This window comes from Duganella sp. S19_KUP01_CR8, assembly GCF_036688705.1.
Lineage (GTDB): Bacteria > Pseudomonadota > Gammaproteobacteria > Burkholderiales > Burkholderiaceae_D > Rugamonas.
The window spans coordinates 320,593-344,814 of sequence record NZ_JAQQPR010000001.1 but is presented as its reverse complement, the minus strand read 5'-3'; the positions used below and the strand labels follow the sequence as shown (position 1 = coordinate 344,814).

At 62.5% G+C, this 24,222-nt stretch carries 12 protein-coding genes; 7 read left to right on the top strand and 5 right to left on the bottom strand.

The genetic code is table 11. The annotated features are described in order from the left end of the window. Positions 1-101 precede the first annotated feature (101 nt). Both V6M89_RS01520 and V6M89_RS01515 read left to right on the top strand, forming a co-directional pair. A complete protein-coding gene (locus tag V6M89_RS01520) occupies positions 102-3,026 on the top strand; it encodes a TonB-dependent receptor domain-containing protein (protein ID WP_332851496.1) in 2,925 nt (974 codons plus the stop codon). Positions 3,027-3,169: 143 nt separating this feature from the next. Further along, positions 3,170-6,127 (top strand): TonB-dependent receptor plug domain-containing protein, encoded by a 2,958-nt coding sequence (locus V6M89_RS01515; RefSeq protein ID WP_332851495.1) that lies wholly within the window; start codon positions 3,170-3,172, stop codon positions 6,125-6,127. Between the two features lie 153 nt (positions 6,128-6,280). Here V6M89_RS01515 and gap read toward each other — a convergent pair whose 3' ends face one another. Together gap and tkt are read right to left on the bottom strand one after the other, a co-directional pair. Next, complete coding sequence (gap, locus tag V6M89_RS01510) at positions 6,281-7,291, bottom strand: type I glyceraldehyde-3-phosphate dehydrogenase (protein ID WP_166105476.1); 1,011 nt, start codon at positions 7,289-7,291, stop codon at positions 6,281-6,283. A 48-nt stretch (positions 7,292-7,339) separates the two neighbouring features. Then, entirely contained in the window at positions 7,340-9,334 is a 1,995-nt protein-coding gene (gene tkt, locus V6M89_RS01505; protein WP_332851494.1) for a transketolase, read from the bottom strand. Positions 9,335-9,487: 153 nt separating this feature from the next. Between tkt and V6M89_RS01500 the strand changes: the two genes are divergently transcribed. From V6M89_RS01500 to V6M89_RS01490, 3 genes are all read left to right on the top strand, one after another. Then, positions 9,488-10,213: a 16S rRNA (uracil(1498)-N(3))-methyltransferase gene (locus tag V6M89_RS01500; RefSeq protein WP_332851493.1), complete on the top strand. Its 726-nt coding sequence runs from the start codon at positions 9,488-9,490 to the stop codon at positions 10,211-10,213. A 146-nt stretch (positions 10,214-10,359) separates the two neighbouring features. Further along, positions 10,360-11,667: an aspartyl/asparaginyl beta-hydroxylase domain-containing protein gene (locus V6M89_RS01495; protein ID WP_332851492.1), complete on the top strand. Its 1,308-nt coding sequence runs from the start codon at positions 10,360-10,362 to the stop codon at positions 11,665-11,667. Positions 11,668-11,670: 3 nt separating this feature from the next. After that, a complete protein-coding gene (locus tag V6M89_RS01490; RefSeq protein WP_332851491.1) occupies positions 11,671-12,792 on the top strand; it encodes an aspartyl/asparaginyl beta-hydroxylase domain-containing protein in 1,122 nt (373 codons plus the stop codon). Positions 12,793-12,878: 86 nt separating this feature from the next. On the opposite strand, the gene V6M89_RS01485 is transcribed toward V6M89_RS01490, so the two are convergent. Continuing rightward, entirely contained in the window at positions 12,879-15,797 is a 2,919-nt protein-coding gene (locus tag V6M89_RS01485; RefSeq protein WP_332851490.1) for a TonB-dependent receptor domain-containing protein, read from the bottom strand. Between the two features lie 1,236 nt (positions 15,798-17,033). Here V6M89_RS01485 and V6M89_RS01480 point away from each other — a divergent pair. Next, positions 17,034-18,680 (top strand): NAD(P)/FAD-dependent oxidoreductase, encoded by a 1,647-nt coding sequence (locus tag V6M89_RS01480; RefSeq protein WP_332851489.1) that lies wholly within the window; start codon positions 17,034-17,036, stop codon positions 18,678-18,680. A gap of 3 nt (positions 18,681-18,683) precedes the next feature. On the opposite strand, the gene V6M89_RS01475 is transcribed toward V6M89_RS01480, so the two are convergent. Continuing rightward, positions 18,684-20,048: a sensor histidine kinase gene (locus V6M89_RS01475; RefSeq protein WP_332851488.1), complete on the bottom strand. Its 1,365-nt coding sequence runs from the start codon at positions 20,046-20,048 to the stop codon at positions 18,684-18,686. Positions 20,049-20,327: 279 nt separating this feature from the next. On the opposite strand from V6M89_RS01475, the gene V6M89_RS01470 reads away from it, so the two are divergent. Beyond that, positions 20,328-23,093: a TonB-dependent receptor gene (locus tag V6M89_RS01470; RefSeq protein ID WP_332851487.1), complete on the top strand. Its 2,766-nt coding sequence runs from the start codon at positions 20,328-20,330 to the stop codon at positions 23,091-23,093. Positions 23,094-23,220: 127 nt separating this feature from the next. Here V6M89_RS01470 and corA read toward each other — a convergent pair whose 3' ends face one another. After that, positions 23,221-24,189: a magnesium/cobalt transporter CorA gene (gene corA, locus V6M89_RS01465; RefSeq protein WP_332851486.1), complete on the bottom strand. Its 969-nt coding sequence runs from the start codon at positions 24,187-24,189 to the stop codon at positions 23,221-23,223. Between the last annotated feature and the right edge of the window lie 33 nt (positions 24,190-24,222).

The window sequence follows — 24,222 nt, the reverse complement described above, 5'->3', positions numbered from 1 at the left end:
GCCAGAAACGAGCTTACGGTCGGGGGAACTCTTCGGCAGCCTAGTCAGTCTATCAGCGGTGACATTCCAAAATAACCGTGGCACACCCTAGGAGTCGGATAATGAAGAACAATGAAACCACGATCGCCCGCTCAATTCGCCTGCTGTGCATCAGCGGCCTGGCATTCGGCACGCAAACCGCGCTGGGCCAGGAAACTGCCGAGCCCATGCAGAAGGTGCTGATAACCGGCTCCCGTATTGCCTCGCCGGCGGCGGAATCGCCCTCGCCATTGCAGATATTAAACTCGGTTGATATTGCCGCGTCCGGCGCCACCAATCTGCAGGATTTATTACAGAAGAATCCGACGATGGGGACGCCGACCATCAGCCGCGCCAATTCGAATTTCCAGACATCGAGCGCCGGCGTTTCCACGGTTAATCTCAGAAACCTCGGCGATTCACGCACCCTGGTATTAATGAATGGCCGCCGTTTTGTTTCCGGCGTGCCTGGAGATACTGCGGTTGACCTCAACACTATTCCCACGGATTTTATCGACCGGGTGGAATTATTAACCGGCGGCGCCTCCGCCACTTATGGCTCGGATGCCGTGGCCGGCGTGGTCAATATTATCTTGAAGAAAAACTTTAGCGGGGTACTGCTCGACGCGCAAACCGGCCGCAGCAGCGAAGGCGACGACTTCAAAAAGAAACTGGCGCTGACTTTCGGCACCACCAGCGCCGACGGCGCCAGCAATGTCATGGGCCATTTCGGCTACTCGAAACAGGGCGCGGTGTACTCGCGCGACCGGCCGGCCTCGGCCGTCGACCAGACCTCGGCCATCACCCAGGGCCACCCGGAACTGGCGTTCGCGGTCAAGCGGCCCAACTTTTCCGGCTACGCGCCGCAGGGCCATTTCTTCGGCGACAGCGAAGATTTCACCTATGATGCAAACAACAACATTATCCCCTGGAATCAAAATGGCGCGGCCGGCAGCGGCGCCGGCGCCACCGGTTTCAACCGTTCGGCCTACCGCCTGATCGCCGTGCCGACCGAGCGCTACCTGTTCGCCACCAACGGCAACTGGGCGTTCAACGACAGCCACAGCGCGTTTTTCGAGGGCACGTATGCCTCGTCCAAGGTCGATGCCAACATCGAACCGTTCGCCCTGGGCTCGGACCAGGTGTACAAGCCCAGCGGCCAGGTGCCGGCCGCCACCCTCGTCAACGGCGTGCTGGTCAAGAATCCGCTGGTGCCGCAGTACCTGTATGACCGCATCAGCGACATCGACGGCGACGGCGTGCCGGATTACTTCTTCACCCGCCGCCTGGCCGAGTTCGGCCCGCGCCACTCGACGGCCGACCGCGACACCTTCCGCCTGGCCACCGGCCTGAAGGGCACGGTCCGCGACTGGGGCTATGAAGCCTACCTGGCCTACGGCAAGACCAAGGAAGCGCAAAATTCCACCGGCCAGGTCAATGTGATGAGCTTGCGCAATGCGCTGGAGGCGATTCCCAGTCCCGACGGCGCGCCGGTGTGCCGCGACGTGCATGCGGCGGCCGAGGGTTGCGTGCCGATCAACATCTTCGGCTACAACAGCATCACCCCGGCCGCGCTCAAATACGTGACCGCGCCCGGCTCGCTGGAAACCGCGATCACGCAGAAGCTGGTGGGCGGCTCGGTCACCGGCGAGGTGCCCGGCCTGGCCGCCGGCCGCATCGGCATCGCCGCCGGCTTCGAGTGGCGCAGCGAGGCTTCCAGCGCGATTCCCGACCCGCTGACCCAGTCCGGCCTGAACGCCGGCAACGCCCTGCCCCCCACTTTCGGCAACTTCCTGGTGCGCGAAGTGTTTGTCGAAACCAGGGTGCCGCTGCTCAAGGAGCGGCCGTTCGCCCGCGAGCTGAGCTTCCTCGGCACGGTGCGCCACGGCGATTACTCCACCGTCGGCAGCACCAACAGCTGGAACGCCGGCCTGGAATGGGGCGTCACTTCCGACTTCAAGCTGCGCGGCACGCGCGCGCAATCGACCCGGGCGCCCAATATCAACGAACTGTTCCAGGCGCCCAGCCAGGATTTCCCGACCGGACTGGTCGATCCCTGCGAGGGCGTGGCGTCGTCCGGGACCAGCGCGCTGGCCGTCAATTGCCGCAATGCCCCGGGAGTTGCCGCCAATATGGCGGCACATGGCGGCATCTTCACGCTGAATCAGGCCGACCAGCAGGGCATCAGCGGCTACAACAGCGGCAATCCCAATCTCAAGGCGGAAAAAGGCCGCTCGACCACGATAGGCCTGGTGGTGACGCCGCGCTCGGTGCCGATGCTGCGCCGCTTCACCTTTACGCTCGACTATTTCACCATCAAGATCGCCGACGCCATCGTCAGCACCGACCGCCAATATGCGCTGGATCAATGCTATAACCAGAACAACCAGGCGTTTTGCAGCTTCATCACGCGCCGCCCCGCCGCCGTCGGCAACCTGAGTTCCGGCTCCATCCAGTACAGCAACATCGCCTCCACCAACAGCGGCGGCTTCGGCACCGAGGGCGTCGACGTCACGGCCTCGTGGTCGGACAAGGTCGGCCCCGGCAACCTGAGCGCCCGCCTGGCCTGGACCTGGCTGCGCCAGCTGTGGCAGAAGGCGACGCCGGAGGCGGACAAGAACAGCGACGTCGGCGAGGTCACGGCGGCCAACACCAACGCGCCGCGCAACCGGGCCGGGCTCAACCTCGCCTACAAATGGGGACCGGCCGGCATCAACTGGAGCGCCACCTACACCGGCCCGGTGTCGCTGGACGACCAGTTCCTGAAGAGCTTGAGCATCGCGCCGGGCACGGTGGGCGTGGGTTCGCGCACCTACAACGATTTCCAGTTCACCTATGACGTGAAGAAATACCTGCAGCTGTACCTGGGCGTCGACAACGCGTTCAACGCCAAGGCGCCGCCCATCATCAGCGGCCTGCCCGGCAACCAGACCGGCACCGAGACCGATACCTCGACCTACGACGCGATCGGCCGGCGCTATTACCTGGGCTTGCGCATCACCTTGTAGCATAAAAAGAACAGCAACGTTACTTTTTTGATTATTTTGTCATTTTATGTTTACAAATATACCATCGACCCAATACATTAGCAGATCGGAAAAAATGTTTTTCCGGCAAGTTGCAATGCTAATGAAAAATGGAGGAGTTGGTAATGATCAAGGAAACAACGTTGTCCCGTTCTGTACGCATGATCTGCGTGGGCGGACTGGCGCTCGGCTTACAAGCTGCCCACGCCCAGGATGCCTCTACGGAGCCGGTGCAGAAAGTACAAATTACTGGTTCGCGTATTTCGGCGCCCGGCGCCGAATCGCCGTCGCCGCTGCAAATCCTGACTTCGGCCGATATCGCCGCCTCGGGCGCCGTCAACTTGCAGGAACTGCTGCAAAAGAACCCAACGCTGGGCACGCCGACGCTGAGCCGCACCAACTCGAACTTCCTGACCTCGGGCGCCGGCGTTTCGACCGTCAACCTGCGTAACCTGGGCGATTCGCGCACCCTGGTGCTGGTCAACGGCCGCCGCTTCGTTTCCGGCGTGCCCGGCAGCACCTCGGTCGACTTGAACACCATCCCGACCGACTTCATCGAACGTGTTGAGATGCTGACCGGCGGCGCTTCGGCGACCTACGGTTCGGATGCGGTGGCCGGCGTGGTCAACATCATCCTGAAGAAAAACTTCGACGGCGTGCTGATCGATGGCCAGTCCGGCCGCAGCAGCAAAGGCGACGACCTCAAGAAAAAACTGGCGCTGACCTTCGGCACCACCAGCGCCGACGGCGCCAGCAACATCATGGGCCACTTCGGCTACTCGAAGCAAGGCGCGGTGTTCTCCAAAGACCGCGAGCGCTCGTCGCAAGACCAGACCTCGGCCATCACCAAAGGCCACCCTGAACTGGCCTTCATTCCGAAATCGCCGAACTTTTCGGGTTACGCGCCGCAAGGCCACTTCTACGGCGACTCCGAAGACTTCACCTACGACAAGAACGGCAATGTCATCCCGTGGAGCACCAACGGCGTCAACGGCGTCGGCGCGACCGGCTACAACCGCTCCGCCCTGCGCACCATCGCCGTACCGACCGAGCGCTACCTCTTTGCACTGAACGGCACCCACGCCTTCAACGACAACCACAGCGCCTTCTTCGAGGGCACGTACGCATCGACCAAGGCCTCGAGCAATATCGAAGCCTTCCCGCTCGGTTCGGACTCGGTCTTCAAAGGCAGCGGCGGCCAGGTGCCGGCCGGCGCCATGGTCAAAGGCCAGCTGGTCAAGAACCCGCTGGTGCCGCAATACCTGTACGACCGCATCAGCGACACCGACGGCGACGGCATCCCGGATTACTTCTTCACCCGCCGTCTGTCCGAGTTCGGCGCGCGCCACTCCGACGTCGACCGCGACACCTTCCGCATTTCCACCGGCCTGAAAGGCACGGTCAAGGATTGGAACTACGAGACCTACGTCACCTACGGCAAAACCAAGGAAGCGCAGAGCTCCACCGGCCAGGTCAACATCCCCAACCTGCGCAACGCGCTGAGCGCGATCCCCGGCGTAGCCGGCGGCGCCCCGGTCTGCAGCGACGCCAACGCGGTGGCCGAAGGCTGCGTGCCGATCAATATCTTCGGTTTCAACACCGTGACGCCGGAAGCGCTGAAATACGTGACCGCGCCGGGCTCGCTGCTGACCGCCGTGACCCAGAAACTGGCCGGCGCATCGGTCAGCGGCGACCTGTTCGAACTGCCAGCCGGCAAAGTCGGCCTGGCGGCCGGTTTCGAATGGCGCAGCGAGGAGTCGAGCTCGGTTCCAGATCCACTGACCCAGGCCGGCCTGAACGCCGGCAACGCGACGCCACCGACCTACGGCAAGTTCCAGGTGCGTGAAGCGTTCGTCGAAACCCGCATCCCGCTGCTGAAAGACAAGCCGTTCGCCAAGGACGTGAGTTTCCTGGGCACCTTCCGTCACGGCGACTACTCGACCGTGGGCAGCACCAACAGCTGGAACGCCGGCGGCGAATGGGCGGTGACCTCGGACTTCAAGATCCGCGCGACCCGCGCGCAATCGACCCGCGCGCCTAACATCAACGAGCTGTACCAGGCGCCTAGCCAGGACTTCCCGAACGGCCTGGTCGATCCATGCGAAGGCGTATCCTCGTCGGCCGGCACGGCGCTGGCGACCAACTGCAAGAACGCGCCTGGCGTGGCGGCCAACATGGCGGCACACGGCGGCATCTTCACGCTGGGCCAGCCCGACCAGCAGGGCATCAGCGGCTACAACACCGGCAATCCGGACCTGAAAGCTGAAAAAGGCCGTTCGACCACGATCGGCATCGTCGTCACGCCGCGTTCGATTCCACTGTTGAACAAGGTCACCTTCACGGCGGACTACTTCAAAATCAATATCGCGGACGCCATCGTCGGCACCGATCGCCAGTATGCGCTGGACCAGTGCTACAACCAGAACAACCAGGTGTTCTGCAAATTCATCACCCGCCGTCCTGTGCAAACGGGCAACCTGAGCGCCGGCTCCATCAAGTACAGCGATACCGCCGTCACCAACAGCGGCGGCATGGGTACCGAAGGCATCGACATGACCGTGTCGTGGGCGGACAAGGTCGGTCCTGGCCGCCTGAGCGCGCAATTGGCCTACACCTATCTGCGTCAATTCTGGCGCCGGGACATCCCGGAAGACAAGGCTAATCCTTCCTTGACCCCGCGCAACGACGATGTCGGCGAAATCACCGCCAACAACATCAACGCTCCGCGCAACAAGGCAGTGCTGAACACGGCATACAAATGGGGCAGCTTCGGCGCGACCTGGACCGCAACCTATACCGGTCCTGTGGCGCTGGACGACCAGTTCCTGAAGAGCCTGAGCATCGCACCGGGCACGGTGGGCGTTGGTTCGAAGACCTACAACGACTTCCAGTTCACCTACGACATCAAGAAGGAAGCGAAGAAGTCGATGCAGGTTTACTTCGGTATCAACAACGCGTTTGACGCCAAGCCGGCACCGATCATCAGCGGCCTGCCAGGCAGCTCCACCGGTACCGAGACCGATGCGTCGACCTACGACGCCATCGGCCGCCGCTACTACCTGGGCCTGCGCGTTTCGCTGTAATCACAGCAGCCAACTAAAAAACCCATCGGCCCGAGCTTGCTCGGTGCCGATGGGTTTTTTTTCGTCCGACGCGGCATCTTCATGGTTGATATTGGCCGGACAAAAAAAAACCTGCCGGATTGCGCCGGCAGGCTCTACTGGACTCGCAGCGAATTACTTCGCGGTCATCAGTGCAACGGTGGTGTCCAGCATGCGGTTCGAGAAGCCCCACTCATTGTCGTACCACGACGATACCTTCACCAGACGGCCCGACACTTTGGTCAGGGTCGAGTCGAAGTTCGACGAAGCAGGATTGTGGTTGAAGTCGATCGATACCAGCGGTTCGGTCTGGTAGGTCAGCACTTCTTTCAGCGCGCCTTCAGCGGCGGCCTTCATCAGCGCATTGACTTCGTCCACGGTCGTGTCGCGCTTGGCGATGAACGACAGGTCGACCAGCGAAACGTTGATGGTCGGCACGCGGATCGCGAAACCGTCCAGCTTGCCGTTCAGCTCAGGCAGCACCAGGCCAACCGCGGCGGCAGCACCGGTCTTGGTCGGGATCATGCTCATGGTGGCCGAACGGGCGCGGCGCAGGTCTTCATGCATCACGTCCGACAGTACCTGGTCGTTGGTGTAGGCGTGAATCGTGGTCATCAGGCCGGTTTCCACGCCGATGGCGTCGTTCAGCGGCTTGACCAGCGGGGCCAGGCAGTTGGTGGTGCACGAAGCGTTCGAGATCACGGTGTCGGTCGATTTCAGCACGTGCTGGTTGACGCCGTACACGATGGTGGCGTCGACGTCCTTGCCGCCTGGTGCCGAGATGATGACTTTCTTGGCGCCGCCCTTCAAGTGAGCCGAAGCTTTCTCTTTGGTGGTGAAGAAGCCGGTGCACTCCAGCACCACGTCCACGCCCAGATCGCCCCATGGGATTTCCGCTGGGTTGCGCTGCGCGAACACGCGGATCACGTCGCCGTTCACGATCATGTTGTCGCCGTCCACCGTCACGGTGCCTGGGAACTTGCCGTGGGCGGTGTCGTAGCGGGTCAGGTGGGCGTTCGATTTGGCATCGCCCAGGTCGTTGATCGCAACGATCTGGATGTCCTGTTTCTTGCCGCCTTCGTAGAAAGCGCGCAGCACATTGCGGCCGATGCGGCCGTAGCCATTGATTGCAACTTTGATCGTCATACTATGCTCCTGATTAGAAAAATAGGTAATGCAACAAGCAATTATAGATTATGCAATGACAGATTTGACTTTCGCCACGACGTTTTCCACCGTGAAGCCGAAGTGCTTGAACAGCACGCCTGCCGGAGCCGATTCACCGAAGGTATCGATGCCGACCACAGCGCCTTCCAGGCCAACGTATTTGTACCAGAAATCGGTTACGCCGGCTTCGATTGCCACACGTGGCAAGCCTTTGGTCAATACGCTGGCCTTGTAAGCGGCGTCCTGACGGTCAAATACGTCGGTCGACGGCATCGACACCACGCGCGCGGCGATGCCTTCCGCAGCCAGCGCCGAAGCGGCGGCCACGGCCAGCTCGACTTCCGAACCGGTGGCGATCAGCGTGACCTTGGCGCCGGCCACTTCGCTCAGCACGTAGCCGCCGCGGGCGACGTCGGCGATCTGTTGGGCGGTGCGCTCCTGGTACGGCAGGTTCTGGCGCGAGAAGATCAGGGTCGACGGACCGTTCTTACGCTTGACCGCCTCGCCCCATGCGACCATCGATTCGACGGTGTCGCATGGACGCCAGTTGTCCAGGTTGGGGATCAGGCGCATCGACGAGACGTGCTCGACCGACTGGTGGGTCGGGCCGTCTTCGCCCAGGCCGATCGAATCGTGGGTGAACACGAAGATCGAACGCAGCTTCATCAGCGCGGCCATGCGCAGCGCGTTGCGGCTGTAATCGGAGAAGGTCAGGAAGGTGGCGCCGAACGGGATGTAGCCGCCGTGCAGCGTGACGCCGTTCATGATCGCCGACATGCCGAACTCGCGCACGCCGTAGTTGACGTGGTTGCCCGGCTTGCCGGAACGCAGCGCGACGCACTCTTTCCAGTTGGTCAGGTTGGAGCCGGTCAGGTCGGCCGAGCCGCCCAGGAATTCCGGCAGCACCGGCGCCAGCGCCTGGATGGCGTTCTGGCTGGCCTTGCGGGTGGCGATGTTTTCTTTCTTGTCGACGCAGGCGGCAATGCCGGCGGCCAGGGTGGCGTCGAACGCGGCTGGCAGGTCGCCGGCCATGCGGCGGCTCAGTTCAGCGGCTTCGGCCGGGAATTGCTTGCCGTAGGCGGCGAAGGTCGCGGCCCAGTCGGCTTCCAGCTTGGCGCCGGCGGACTTGGCGTCCCATGCGGCGTAGACGTCGGCAGGGATCTCGAACGGCGCGGCGCTCCAGCCGATGTATTCGCGGACGGCGGCGATTTCCTTGTCGCCCAGCGCGGCGCCGTGCACCTTGTCGCCGCCCTGCAGGTTAGGCGAGCCCTTGCCGATCACGGTCTTGCAGCAGATCAGGGTCGGCTTGCTGGAGGTCTTGGCGGCGGCGATGGCGGCCGAGACGGCGGCGACATCGTGGCCGTCGACGGCGCGGATCACGTTCCAGCCGTAGGCTTCGAAACGGGCCGGGGTGTCGTCGGTGAACCAGCCTTCGACCTTGCCGTCGATCGAGATGCCGTTGTCGTCGTACAGGGCGATCAGCTTGTTCAGGCCCAGGGTGCCGGCCAGCGCGCACACTTCGTGCGAGATGCCTTCCATCAGGCAGCCGTCGCCGACGAAGGCGTAGGTGTAGTGGTTGACGATGTCAAAGCCAGGCTTGTTGAACTCGGCGCCCAGCAGGTACTCCGACAGCGCCATGCCGACCGCGTTGGCGATACCCTGGCCCAGCGGGCCGGTGGTGGTTTCCACGCCCGGGGTGATGTCGACTTCCGGGTGGCCCGGGGTTTTCGAATGCATCTGGCGGAAGGACTTGATGTCGTCCATGCTCACCGCGTAGCCGGACAGGTGCAGCAGCGCGTAGTGCAGCATCGAGCCGTGGCCGTTGGACAGCAGGAAGCGGTCGCGGTTCACCCATTTCGGGTTGGCCGGGTTGTGGCTGTAATGGCCACTCCACAGCGCCACGGCGATTTCGGCCATGCCCATCGGCATGCCTGGGTGGCCGGAATTGGCCTTCTGGACGGCGTCCATTGCCAGCGCGCGGATCGCGTTAGCCATTTGGGTGGTTGGGAGCGTAGAAGTCATCGTTGGTCTATCACGAAAGTATGGAAACTGGGGGCAATGGGATGCTGCTGTCGTTACTACTGTCTGTGCTGCTCTCTTGCTGAACCCATTATTTTACCAGACCGAGGCGTCCACCATTTAAAATTGCGGAACTCAAACCGACCGGATTCGCGCATGCCCCGCTTTTATATCTCCCAGCCTTTGGCCATCGGCCAGCTCGTCAGCCTGCCCGAGGCGGTCACCCACCACATCCAGGTGCTGCGGCTGGCGCCGGGCGAGCTGGTCACGCTGTTCAACGGCCAGGGCGGTGAATACAGCGCCACCCTGAGCGAGATCGGCAGGCGCCACGTCAGCGTCGAGGTCAAGACGCACCAGCCGCGCGAGGTCGAGCTGCCGTTCGGCATCACCTTGGCGCAAGCCCTGCCCGAGGCCAGCAAGATGGACTGGATCATCGAGAAGGCGATCGAGCTGGGCGTGTCCGGCGTGCAGCCGCTGGCGGCGCAGCGCTGCGTGGTGCGGCTGTCGGCCGAACGGGCGGAAAAGAAGATGGCGCACTGGCAGGGCATCATCGAGTCGGCCTCCGAGCAGAGCGGCCGCAACCGCCTGGCCCAGCTGGCGCCGCTGCAAGACTACAAGCAATGGATCACCCAGCAGGACATGCACCGCCGCATCATCCTGACGCCGCGCGCCGGACAGTCGCTGGCCGACTGGGCACGCCACCAGAGCCCGCAGGCGGTGACCCTGGTGATCGGCCCCGAGGGCGGCCTCAGCGATGCCGAGGAAAACCTGGCGATCCAGCACGGCGCCCTGCCGCTGGCCATGGGTCCGCGCATCCTGCGCACCGAGACCGCCGGCCTGTCGGCCGCCGCCATCCTGAGCGGGCTGTGGGGTGGCATGTAACAAAATGCGGCGAACTGTATCAAAGTGATGCGTGGCACCAACAGTTGATCTGGTTTCATGCGCGCTTTGCGTCAAGGCGTGTTATCGGCGGTCTATAATTTCTTTGCAGGCAACAAAGCTTCCCTGCAACCCGTCGATGACTAGAAATGATTACCTCCAAGCCCAATCCGCATCCGGCGTCGCCTGAAGTCGCCATCCTGGAGGCAGCAGCGATCAAGGCCACCCAGGCCGGCCAGGAAGAAGAAGCCGGCCGCATGTGGGCGCGCATCCTGGACCTGCAGCCGGCCCATCCCCTGGCGCTGACCTCGCTGGGCAAGCGCGCCTTCCGCTACGGCGACCACGCCACCGCGCGCCGCGCCTTCGAGCGCCTGGTGCGCGCCTATCCGGACGATCCGCAGAACTGGGTCAACCTGGCGCTGGCCTGCCAGGGACAGAAGGACGAGGCGGCCGAAGAGACCGCCATCCACAACGCGCTGGTGGCCGATCCATCCGACATGGTGGCCCTGATCCTGCGCGCCAACCTGCTGGAACGCCAGGGCAAGACCCACCAGTCGGCCTCGGTGTACGGCGCGGTGGCCTCGGTGGCGCCGCCGGTCGAACGGCTCGATGCCGGCATGCGCAGCGCCGTCGAGCATGCGATGCAGTATGTCGAGCGCTACCAGGCCGACTATGGCCGCTTCCTCGACAACTTCCTCGAACAGCAATACCAGCTGCATGCAGGCGAAGACCTGAGCCGCTTCCGCGAATCGGTCGACCTGATGGTGGGCCGCAAGCGCCGCTACGAATCGAAGTCGATGCGCTATCACTATCCCGGCCTGGTGCCGCAAGCCTTCCTGCCGCGCGGCGAGTTCCCGTGGCTGGACGCGATCGAAGCCGGCACCGACGCCATCCGCGATGAATTCCTGCAGGTGCTGCAAACCGAGGATGGCTTCGCGCCCTACCTGACCTACCCGGACGACGTGCCGCACAACCAGTTCGCGGAACTGAACAACTCGCCGCGCTGGAGCGCCTTCCACCTGCTCAAGGACGGCCTGCCGGTGCCGGACAACGCCGCCAGGTGCCCGCAGACGATGGCGCTGCTGGGCGGTGCGCCGCAGCCGGACCAGCCGGGCCGCACGCCGACCGCGATGTTCTCGCTGCTCAAGCCGAAGACCCGGATCCCGGCCCACGTCGGCGTCAGCAACGCGCGCCTGGTGACGCACCTGCCGCTGATCGTGCCGCCGGGCTGCGGCTTCCGGGTCGGCAATGAAACGCGCAGCTGGCAACCGGGCCAAGCCTGGGTATTCGATGATACCATCGAGCATGAGGCGTGGAATGACAGCGACAAGCTGCGCGTGGTGCTGATTTTCGACATCTGGCATCCGCAGCTGACGCTGGCGGAACGCGCCATGATCACGGAAATGACCCGCGCCATCCACGCCTTCAAGAGCGCCGATGGCGGTTTTGACCTCTAGGCAATGACCACACACAATCCGAACGCGGCGGCGGCACGCACCCATTTTGAGCAACTTACCCGCAGCGGCCAGGGCGGGCCGCAAGCCTGGTTCGGATTGGCCCAAGCCTGCCAGGCGCTGGGCGACATCAAGGCGGCGCTGGCCGCCCTGGAGCACGCGCTGGACGCCGCGCCGGACAATCTGCAACTATTGCTGGTCAAGGGCGACTTGCTGGCGGCCGACGGCAATGCCATCTCGGCCGTGGCGTTCTACCGCACCGCGCTGAAGGCGGCGCCACCGGATGACGACCTGCCGCCGTCGCTGCGCGCGCAGCTGGCGCGCGCGCGCGCCGCCTGCGAACAGCACGTGGCCCAGTTCGAAGGCCAGCTGATGCAGCGGCTGCAGCAGGCCGGCCTGGCCGACGACGCCGACAGCGCCCGCTTCAACCAGTCGCTCGACCTGCTGCTCGGCCGCAAGCAAGTCTTCCTGCAGCAGCCGCGCCTGTACTACTTCCCCGGCCTGCCGCAAACCCAGTTCTTCGACCGCGCCGACTTCCCGTGGCTGGACCAGGTCGAGGCGGCCACCGACGACATCCGCGCCGAGCTGCTGCAAGTGCTGCAGGACGACGCCGCCTTCGAGCCCTACCTCAAGCCCGACCCCAGGCTGCCCGCGCTCAACCGCGGCGGCATGCACAACAACCGCGACTGGAGCGCTTTCTATTTGTGGCGCAACGGCGAAGTGGTGGCGGAAAACGCCGCGCGCTGTCCGAAAACGCTGGCCGCGCTGGCCCAGGTGCCGATGACGCAGGTGCCGGGACGCGCGCCCACCGTGCTGTTCTCGATGATGCGGCCGGGCGCCCACATTCCGCCGCACACCGGCATCCTCAACACCCGCCTGATCTGCCACCTGCCGCTGATCGTGCCGCCCGGCTGCTCGCTGCGGGTCGGCAACGAGACGCGCAGCTGGGAAGAAGGCAAGGCCTGGGTGTTCGACGACAGCATCGAGCACGAGGCCTGGAACACCAGCGACCAGACGCGCGTGATCCTGCTGTTCGAAGCCTGGCGGCCGGAGCTCACTGAAAAAGAACGCACGCTGGTGAGCGCGATGCTGGGCGCCATCGACGCCGGCAGCGACTGGGAAACCTGAGCCCGGCCACAAGAAAACGGTTAAAAAAAGGCATAAAAAAAAGCGGCGGGTCGTGAGACCCGCCGCTTTTTACTTCGTGACGCCGATTAGAACTTGGCGCTCAGATTCATGAACAGCTTACGACCCAGCGCATCGTACATCGATGGGAAGGTGTTGCCGTTACCCTGGCCCGTACCGTACTTCGAGGTGATCGGAGGATCGCGGTCGAACATATTGTTCATACCGGCGGTCAGGCTGATCTTCTTGTTGAAGTAGTAGGTGCCTGCCAGATCGAAGTAGTTGGCCGAAGCGAAGTGCGATTCAGCATCACGCGGCGTGCCGGTCAGGTGCGAGTTGCTGCTGGTGGTTTCGATGTCCACGCCCTGGAAGTAGCGCCAGGTCAGAGCCAGGTCGACACTCCATGGGGTGTTCCAGTTGCCACGCAGCTTGTGACGCCATTTCGGACGAGGCTGGCCGCATTTGCCGGCGCCGTTGTACAGGCCTGCGCAATCGTAGGAACCTTCACCTGGCAGCTCTTCGATTTCATACGACTTCAGCTTGGTGCCGTTCATGGTCAGACCCATGGTGCCCAGGTTGCCGACGCGTTGGCCGTAGCTGAAGCCCAGATCGATACCCGAGGTTTTGATCGAACCGATGTTGGTGTTGGTGCCAACGATGTTCGCCTGAGGCAGCAGCCACAGGGTACCCTGCGAGTCGCGATGAACCTGCGAGCAGAAGATAGGATCGCCGGAATCCAGGCACTTGGTCAGCGTGGTTTCTGGGTTCACGATGCTGATGGTGTCCTGCACCTTGATGTCGAAGTAATCGACGGTCACGGTCAGGTTTTTCATCGGGGTGATCACCAGACCCAGGGTGTTCGACTTCGAACGCTCTGGCTTCAGAGCCGTGTTACCACCAGCCAGGTAGTTGTACTGGCCAGCTGGGCTGCCCTGGATGTTGCCGTAACGCGTAGCGCTGACACCGGTGCGGGCGCACTCGGCTGCGGAACGGGCTGGGGTGGCGCCTGCGCATGGATCGGAATCCATGTCGAACAGGTTGTTGCCGCTAGGCGTGAACAGTTCGTTGATGTTTGGTGCGCGCACTGCCTTCTGGTGCGAACCGCGGACCTTGACCATCGAAACTGGCTGCCATTCCAGGCCCAGGCCGTAGGTGTTGGCGCTGACGCCGGTGTCGATCTTGGTGTGGCGGAACGACAGGTTGGTTGCCAGCGACTCGGCAAACGGTTTGTTTTCCAGCAGCGGCAGACGCATCTCGCCGAACACGTCCTTGACCACATAGCGGCCTTTGACTGGCTTCACAGGACCGCCGGAGCCGTCCAGGTCGAAGTTTTGCGAAGGACCGTCTGGACGCAGTTCCAGCGCTTCAACGCGACGCTCCAGGCCGACGGACACGCCGACGCCTTGCGAGTTGCCAGGAACTTTGATGCCGTAGTCGCCCAGGTCAGCCGCGATGTTGGCGCCCTGGATTTGCTGTTCGGTCTGGCCGAACTGCTGGCCAGGAATCTGGATGTAATCCAGCATTTCCTTGGTTACGCCGCCCACTTTCCAGACGTTGTAAGGTACGCAAGCTGGATCGGTGCCGTCGACGAACGAGGCGCAACGCGCAACGCCGTTCACGTTGACCACGTCCATGGCCTTGGCAGCCTTGGATTTCGAGAAGTAGTTATCCGAGCTACCAGCAAAGCGAACTTTGGAGGTCTGCGCGAAGATGTCGTACTGCCAAGGGCCGATTTCGCCTTTGACGCCCATCAGCATGCGATAGGAGGTGTTGGTGAAGACGGAATCACGACCGCCGCCTTCAACGTTACGACGCTGGACAACCACCGAGTTGGAGCTGCCTGGGGTGGTCACGTCCAGCGCGGCCTTCATCTCAGGAGTCAGGAACGGGTTGTCGTTCTTGACGGTGTACACCGCGCCGAACATACCGCCTGGAGCCACTTGCGCATCGCTGCGGTCATCGTGGAAGGAGAAGTCGGCGTAGACGCGGGCTTTCTCGTTCAGGTCGTAATGGATGTTTGCAGCAACGCCATAACGCTCGTCAGGACGGGTCAGGTAGTTGGTTGGGCCGAAGTTGTAGGCATCGGTCGCATCGACGTAGGAACGTGGCGTACCGGCGGCGGTGGTGGTGAAGACTTTACCGGCGTTAGGGAACAGCGGGCCTTTGTCGGCGCCGTTGGTGAAGCGGCCGGTGGCGTTGGTGCTGGAACCGCCGCAAGCGAAGCCTGCAGCCGAAACACTCAGCGAGCACGAAGTGAAATCGCGCGCGGCTTGCAGCAGCGCGTCGTCGCGCTTGTAGCTGAAGAACAGGGTGGCGTTACCTTTGTTGTCGGCGAAGTTGCTACCGATCAGCAGCGAGGCGTCGCGCGAACGGCCGTCCAGGCCGACGTTGCCCGGTACCGAGTACTGGCCAGGGTTGCCCAGGGCGCGCTTGGCGACCAGGCTGCCCACGCCGGCGGTATCTTGCTGCTTGTGGTTGTAGCCGCTGCCGTTGACTTCGACCTGAACGCCTTCGAAGCGGTCGTTCATGATGAAGTTGACCACACCTGCGACCGCATCCGCGCCGTACACGGCGCCGGCGCCGCCGGACAGTACTTCGATACGTTTGATCAGGGGAGCAGGAATCTGATTCAAGTCAGCTGCTGGCGAGCCCGGGGTACCGGCTGGCAGGCGGTGGCCATTGACCAGCACCAGGGTACGGTTGGAACCCAGACCACGCAAGTCGACCTGAGCGGTACCGGTCGCGCCGTTGGAGACCGAGCCGGACTGCGATGCGAACACCTGTGGCAGGTTGTTCAGCAGGCTTTCGACGTTGCGCAGACCGTCGATCTTGATGTCTTTCGAACCCAGAACGGTAATCGGGCTGGTGCCTTCCGTGTTCAGGGTTGGGATGCGCGAACCGGTCACCTCAACTTTTTGCATAGGCTGGTCCGGTGCTTGCTGCGCGGACGCTGCATGCATACCCAGCGCAATCCCGCTGACGAACATCACGCGGATCGAGCGAGACAAAACTGTTTCCTTGATCATTATATTGAATTCCCTTGGTGTGTTTATTAGAACGTTTAACAGCATCTTTTGGATAGCGAGTAAAAACGACCCATTTCTTTGTTTAACCTCTACCGACTAACGAATAGCTTTGATAAAACCATTCATTCACCGGCAACTGCACTTTCTCTTCTGCCCCAGGTAAAGATCGGCGCTTGCGTCATCGTTGATGAAATAAAGCCAAACTTTTCCGCTGTTCATAAAAACATAGCAACTCGGCTATTGTCAATGAACCTTACACGGCAGCGGCAAGCGTGTGGAAGGCGGCAGATTCTGCGCACCGGCATGGTGCGTTGCGGCAAAACGCCCGAACAATCACGCTGGCGGATGTTTTTTTATTAACAATAGAAATTGTCTCGTTCATACAACATTGCTTTAAACCTTGAGCTGAATCAGTTCGGAATGTTTCTAAAATTACATTTTTAATTTCCTATCAAATAACGAAATAATCGCAGAAAAACAACAAACCGCGAGACATGCACCGTTTCCCGTCCTGCTGCAGGCCCCTCGAAGCGAGTACACCAATATTTTCAACCGTCAAGCTGCAACCGGCGAAAATCAATGCGAAACAGGGGCTTGCCAGAACAAAGAGCATCCGATATGCCAACGACGCTGCGTTTTTAACCGGCGGCGACGCGCAATAAAGTTTCCGCGTGGATACCAAAACGCACCATGGGGTGGAGAAAAACCGGCATCTGCTCATTTTGGTGGCAGTCGCCTTTTCGCAACAAATCCACGGATGATTCATTAGTGAATAATTACATCCCCGCAACAATCCTCGCCCTATTTATCGCCAAACACAATAATCATATGGGCGCGGCGATAATAGCCGCCAGTTCTATATTGTTTATAAATAGCCATTCCAACTCTAAATATTAAATATCTATGGGATTAATAGGCGAAGGGAATAATCGGCGCTATTAATTGGTAGCCGCCCATATATAAAATTCCAGGCCAGGCAATTAACACGGCGAGTATGGACGGCGGAAGGCTGAATTTAATATCCCGCAAGCCCCGTCCCGGCGTTTTATATTTACCGGACTGTATTTTGTCCGCATTTCATGGGGCGGGCGCGGCCGGCATGGCTGCAATTGGCGGCCATTGCGGGTAAAATACGGGGTTTTACGGACCGAACCGGAGCACCGCCCCGCCGGTCCGACTATCATGGCGCCTAGACAGCGCCCTCTCAGGAAGCCATCCATGTTGCGATTAAACGAAGTCAAACTCCCGCTGAACCACGCCGAGGCCGACCTGCCGGCCGCCATCCTGGCGCGCCTGGACATCGCCGCCGACGCCCTGCTCGGCTACACGGTATTCAAGCGCAGCTACGACGCCCGCAAGAAAACCGCGATCGTGCTGATCTACTCGCTCGACGTCGACGTCAAGGACGAAGCGGCGCTGCTCAAACGCCTGCACCACGACGTCCACCTGGCGCCATCGCCGGACACTGCATATAAGTTCGTCGCCCACGGCGAGCAGCTGGCCGGCCACGACCAGAACCCGCGCCCGGTGGTGATCGGCACCGGTCCCTGCGGCCTGTTCGCGGCGCTGATCCTGGCGCAGATGGGCTTGCGTCCCATCATCCTCGAACGCGGCAAGCAGGTGCGCGAACGCACCGTCGACACCTTCGGCTTCTGGCGCAAGCGCGAGCTCAATCCGGAGTCGAACGTGCAGTTCGGCGAAGGCGGCGCCGGCACCTTCTCGGACGGCAAGCTGTACAGCCAGATCAAGGACCCCAAGCACTATGGCCGCAAGGTGCTGACCGAGTTCGTCAAGGCCGGCGCGCCGGAGGAAATCATGTATGTCAGCAAACCGCACATCGGCACCTTCCGCCTGGTGAAGATGGTCGAACAGATGCGCGCCAACATCGAACAGATGGGCGGCGAATACCGCTTTGAAAACAAGGTGGTCGACATCGAGATCGAGCCAGGCCCGGACGGCGGCCAGGTGCGCGGCCTGACGCTGGAGAGCGGCGAGAAAATCGTCACCAACCACGTGGTGCTGGCGGTCGGCCACAGCGCGCGCGACACCTTTGAAATGCTGTACCAGCGCGGCGTCTACGTCGAGGCCAAGCCGTTCTCGATCGGCTTCCGGGTCGAGCACCCGCAGTCGCTGATCGACACTTGCCGCTTCGGCCCCAACGCCGGCCACCCCATCCTCGGCGCCGCCGACTACAAGCTGGTGCACCACGCCTCCAACGGCCGCGCCGTGTACAGCTTCTGCATGTGCCCGGGCGGCACGGTGGTGGCGGCCGCGTCCGAACCGGGCCGCGTGGTCACCAACGGCATGAGCCAGTATTCGCGCAACGAGCGCAACGCCAACAGCGCCATCGTGGTCAGCATCTCGCCGGAAGTCGACTACCCCGGCCACCCGCTGGCCGGCATCGAGTTCCAGCGCCGGCTGGAAGAGAAGGCGTTTGAACTGGGCGGCGGCACCTACAATGCGCCGGGCCAGCTGATGGGCGACTTCGTCGCCGGCCGCGCCTCGACCGAGTTCGGCAGCGTGGTGCCGTCGTACAAGCCGGGCGTGCAGCTGACCGACCTGGCCACCATCCTGCCGGAGTACGCCGTGACCGCGCTGCGCGAAGCCTTCCCGGCGTTCGACAAGCAGGTCAAGGGCTACTTCAAGCACGACGCCGTGCTGACCGGGCTGGAGACGCGCACCTCGTCGCCGATCCGCATCAAGCGCCGCGACGACACGCTGCAAAGCCTGAACACGCGCGGCCTGTTCCCGGCCGGCGAAGGCGCCGGCTACGCGGGCGGCATCCTGTCGGCCGGCGTCGACGGCATCAAGGTGGCCGAGGCGGTGGCGCTGTCGATGGCCGCCGACCAGCAGCCCAAACCTTAAGCCTTAAACCGGTTCCCGCACCGGCAGCCGCAGCTTGATGCGGCAGCCGGCCGGGCTGGGCTCGACCGCCGCCTGTCCGCCCATCTGGTGCATGATGGTGTAGACGATGTGCATGCCCAGTCCCGATCCGCCCTGCCCGCGCTTGGTGGTGAAGAACGGTTCAAACAAGCGCTCCCGCACTTCCGCCGTCAGGCCGACGCCGTCGTCGCTAAACTCCAGCAACAGCCAGTCGACTTCCATGCGCGCGGCCAGCCTGATCAGGCCGGGGCCGCCGTTCGGATAAGCGTGCTTGGCGCTGTTCATCAACAGGTTGGACAGCACCTGCGACCAACGCCCAGGATCCAGCCGCACCCGCAACTCCGGCGCGATATCCAGCTCGACCGCGATGCCGAACTTGCGCAACTCCGGGCCGTGTGCCGACACCACGCTCTGCGCATGCTCCAGCAAGGCCACCGCGCAGACATTCTGGCTGCCCTGGTCCACCGCCAGCTGCTTGAAGTTGCCGATCAGGTCGGCGGCGCGCAGCAGGTTGCGCTCGACCAGCAAGGCCGCCTCCCGCATGCGCCCCGCCGTCGCCACCAGCTCGGAACGGCTGACGCGCTCGCTCCCGACGCACTTGACCAGCTCGGCCGCATAGCTGCTCAGCGTGGAGGCCGCCGTCACCGCGACGCCGATCGGCGTGTTGACCTCGTGCGCCACGCCGGCCACCAGCGCCCCCAGCGCCGCCATTTTTTCCTGCTCGATCAGCGTGGCTTGCGCCGCCAGCAAGGCCTCGCTGCGTTGCCGCACCTTTTGTTCGAGCATCCGCTCGCGTTCCTGGTGTTGCAGCTCGGCGGCGCCGCGCGCGGCAAAGATCGACAGCAGCGACAGCGCCAGCAGGCGCTTGTCCTCGGAAATGGGTTTGGTGTCGATGGCCGACAGGATGCCCAGCGTGTCCCCTTCGGTATCGATCATCGGCATGCCGATATAGCTTTCGGCCCGCATGTCGACCAGCAGCGTGTCCTTGGGATAATCGGCCTGGATGCCGCAGGCATGGAAGCACATGCTCTGGTCGGTGACGTCCTGGCAAGGCGTGTGCAGCAGGCTGTATTCCATGTTCGGCAGGTAGTCGGCGCCGCCCCACACGGCCAGCGTGCGGATGCCTTCCTGGCCGTCGGCCATGGCGATCACCCGGCCGGCGATCACATAGGTGACATCGAGCGCCTGCGCCAGGTCGCGCACCAGGATGCGCAGGAAGTCGTCGCCGCGGACGCGCGCGGTCGACGCCGTGATCGAACGCAGCGCCGCCTCGGCCAGCGCCCGGCCGTCCTCGACGCCGAATAGACGCGGCGCAGCCTCTTGTCCGGCCAACAACTTGTCATCGCTCATCGTACCCCCGCTCACATGAACTTGGTTGAACGTTTCACGCCTGATTATCACAAATTGGCAATCAACCACCAAATACTTTGTATTTTTGTGTAAATAAGTCGTCTTTTTTTGAAATAACCGTGAAAAGTGTTGTTTATTTCAATCTTGTTACAGAGCGTCAATTGACCTTGTCAGGCTCAAGTGGTCTGATGACCGCCTGAATAATTTATAGATGGATTATTCATTATGAAATTTTTAATGACAAAGTACTAAGCCGTAACCTCGCTAGGAGTTCAAGCAATGATGATGGAAACTGTAATTTCGCGTTCGCTGCGCCTGATGTTTTCGGGTAGCGCTGCACTGATCAGTGCAGGCCTGCTGTCCCAGCCAGTATTTGCACAGGATACCCCTGTCATACAACGCGTGGAAATCACCGGTTCGTCGGTTAAGCGTGTCGACGCTGAAACCTCGCTGCCGGTACAAATCGTAACCAAGGCTGACATCGCCCGCACCGGCGCCACCAGCACCGAAGAACTGTTGCAGTCGATCTCAGCCTTCTCCTCGGCGGGCGGCACCAGCAACGCCACCGGCGCCGGCACCTCGACCGGCGGCCTGTCGTCGATCTCGCTGCGCGGCCTGGGCTCGACCCGCACCCTGGTGCTGGTCAACGGCCGCCGCCTGGCGGCGTTCGCCGGCAGCGACGGCGCTTCCGTCAACGTCAACGTCATCCCGCTGGCCGCCATCGAGCGCGTCGAAGTGCTGAAGGATGGCGCGTCCGGCGTGTACGGCAGCGATGCGGTCGCAGGCGTGGTCAACTTCATCCTGTCCAAGCGCACCGAAGGCGTGGAAATCACCGGCGGCTACGGCTCCCCATCGCAAAGCGGCGGCGGCCAGAACAGCAAGGCCTCGATCACCGGCGGCTTCAACACCGACAAGCTGAGCGTGGTGGCTTCGGGCTCCTACGAAAAAGAAAAGGCCCTGTTCGGCCGTGATCGCGACTACGCGGCCACCTCGACCAAGCTGCCTTACTACAACGGCACCGCGACCGGCCTGGGCAACATCCAGGGTTCGTTCACGCCAGGCAAAGGTCCTGACGCCGGCTTCAGCTCGGGCGGTTCGGGCTACGGCAATCCGCTGGCCATCGGCGACAAGTGCGGCACCATCAAGATGGGCACGCTGCAAGGCGGCGCCAAGGGTTCGCCTTACTGCTACTACGACAGCGGCCCGGACGTCGGCCTGACGCCCGATCGCGAACTGTTCAACTTCACCGGCAACCTGAGCTACCAGCTGAACGACCAGCACCAGCTGTTCGGCGACGTGCTGTACTCGCAGAGCAAAGTCACCCAGACCTACCAGGCTTCGCCGGCGCGCGCCAGCTTCTTCGAGACCGACGGCGAGTTCGCCAAGCAAGGCGTGGACGCGGCACTGCTGCTCTTCCCAAGCAACCCGGTCTACCAGTCGATCGCAGCGCCTTACCTGCACAGCCAGGGCTTCGATACACTGATCGGCAAACCGCTGTCGATCACCTCGCGCGTGTTCGACTTCGGCCCACGCCAGAACGTCGACACCGCCAAGCAGGCACGCGTGGTCGTTGGCGCCAAGGGCACCATCGGCGCGGTCGACTACGAAGTGGCGCTGACCCACAACGAGTCCAAGCTGAACAGCGCTGTGACCACCGGCTACTTCTCGCAAGTGGCCTACGCCAAGATCATCAACGCCAGCAACTGGAATCCATGGGCTGCAGGCGGCGTGCAAACCGGCGCCCTGGCCGACCAGCTGCAAGGCGCAGCCTTCACCGGCGACTTCCTGGCAGCCAAATCGACCAGCGACTCCTTCGACGCCAAGATCACCGGCGACTTCTGGACCATCGCCGGCATCACCCCGCAATACGCGGTGGGCGCACAGTCGCGCAAAGAGAACTACACCACCAGCCCTAGCGCGGCTTACCAGTCGGGCGACATCTCCGGCCTGGGCGGCTCGGTCGTACCTATCGACCGCGACCGTACCGTGAACTCGGCGTTCGGCGAACTGAGCATTCCGCTGACGAAGACGCTGGAAGCCAACCTGGCGGTGCGCGACGACCATTACGACGACGTCGGCAACTCGGCCAACTGGAAAGGCAATGTCCGTTGGCAGCCGCTCAAGACCCTGGTGCTGCGCGGTTCGTACGGCACCGGCTTCCGCGCACCGTCGCTGGTCGACCTGTGGACGCCGCAGACGCTGGGTACTTCCGAGCAGTTCAACGACCCGGCGACCAAGCAAACCGGTCTGCAAGTCAATGCTCTGTCGGGCGGCAATCCTAACCTGAAGCCAGAGAAGTCGAAGCAGTACTCGTTCGGCGCCGTATGGCAGCCGGTGTCGACCACCAGCATCGGCGTGGACTTCTTCAACATCAACATCCGCGATATCCTGGCGACGCCGTCGGCACAAGAGATCGTGTCGCGCTTCCGCGCCGGCGACCCAGCCTACGCAGGCCTGGTGACCCTGAACGGCAACGACATCGTCAGCATCCGCTCGACGCTGGCCAACACCGGCAACGCCAACGTGCAGGGCCTGGACCTGACGGCCAACTGGAAGGACAACTTCAGCTTCGGTAAGCTGGAAGCCAACCTGAACGGTACCTACATGGATACCTTCGACCAGACCAGCCCGGGCGGCGACGTCTCGCACAAAGTCGGCACCATCGTTGACGGTTCCGGCAACCCGGTGATCGGCGCGCAAAACGGCGGCGTGATCCTGCGCTGGAAGCACCAGTTGGCGACCACCTGGAGCAAAGGTCCATGGGCGACCACCCTGGTGCAGAACTATCGCAGCGGCTACCAGGTTGGCCACGACCTGAACGACAACAAAGTGTTCATCTCGTCGGAAGCCACCTACGATGCCAACGTCACCTTCCGCGGCATCAAGAACCTGACCCTGGCGCTGGGCGTGAAGAACCTGTTCGACAAGCAGCCTGACCCGATTGGTACCGCAGTCACCAATCAGTTCCAGTCCGGCTACGACATCAACCAGTACGATCCACGTGGCCGCTTCGTCTACGTGACCGCTGGCTACAAGTTCAAGTAATCGGCCGCACATAAGAAAAGCCCGCGCAGCTCAGGCCGCGCGGGCTTTTTTTGTTTAAGAGGCGAACCCCGAACCGAGGCGGGGTCTGACCCCGCGGGGGGTCAGACCCCTGCGGCCGCAGTGCGGGTTAAAGCCAACCGGCCTTCTTGAAGCGCCGGTGCAGATACAGGCACACGCCCACCATCACCAGCACCGCCATCGGATAGCCGTACTTCCACTCCAGCTCCGGCATGAACTTGAAGTTCATCCCCCACAGTCCGGCAAACGCCGTGACGATCGCAAAGATCGCCGCCCACGCCGCCAGCCGCTTGTTCACTTCGCTCTCCTCGATCGCCACCATCGACAGGTTGACCTGGATCGCCGTGGCGATGGTGTCGCGGATGCCGTCGAGCGAGGCGCTGATGCGGTGCAAATGGTCATGCACGTCGCGGAAGTATTCCTGCGTCTCCTGGCACATGGACGGCACGCGGCCGCCATGCAGCCGCCCCACCGCCTCCATCAGCGGCGACACCACGTGGCGCACGATGGTCACCTTGCGCTTGAGCTCATACAGCCGCTGGATGTTGTCGCGCTGCCTGCCCTGGCTGAAGATCAGCTCCTCGATTTTTTCCAGCTCCGTTTCCAGCAAGTCGAGCACCGGGAAGTAGCGGTCAACCACCGCGTCCATCAGCGCGTACAGCACGAAGGCCGGGCCGAGGCGCAACATGTGCGGCTCCTTCTCCGCCCGCGCGCGCACGCCGAGGAAGCCCTGCTGGCTATGGCTGTCGCGCGCCGACAGCACGTAGCTGTCGCCGACGAAGATATCGACCTCGCCGACGTCAATATCGTTGTCGCGGCACTCGATGGTCTTGACCACCACGAACAGCGAATCGCCGTACTCCTCGATCTTGGGGCGCTGGTGGCCGCGCCGCGCATCCTCCACCGCCAGCTCGTGCAGGCCGAACTCCTGCTGCATGATCGCCAGCTCGTCCGGCTGGGCGTCGCGCAGGGCGACCCAGACAAAGGTCTCCGGCTTCTCGATGTAATCGCTGATCTCCTCGACCGGAATGTCGGCCAGCTTCTGGCCGTCCTGATAGGCCACACAATTAATCAGCATACTGTTTCCATAAAAAAAAAGCTCCTGGCTTCA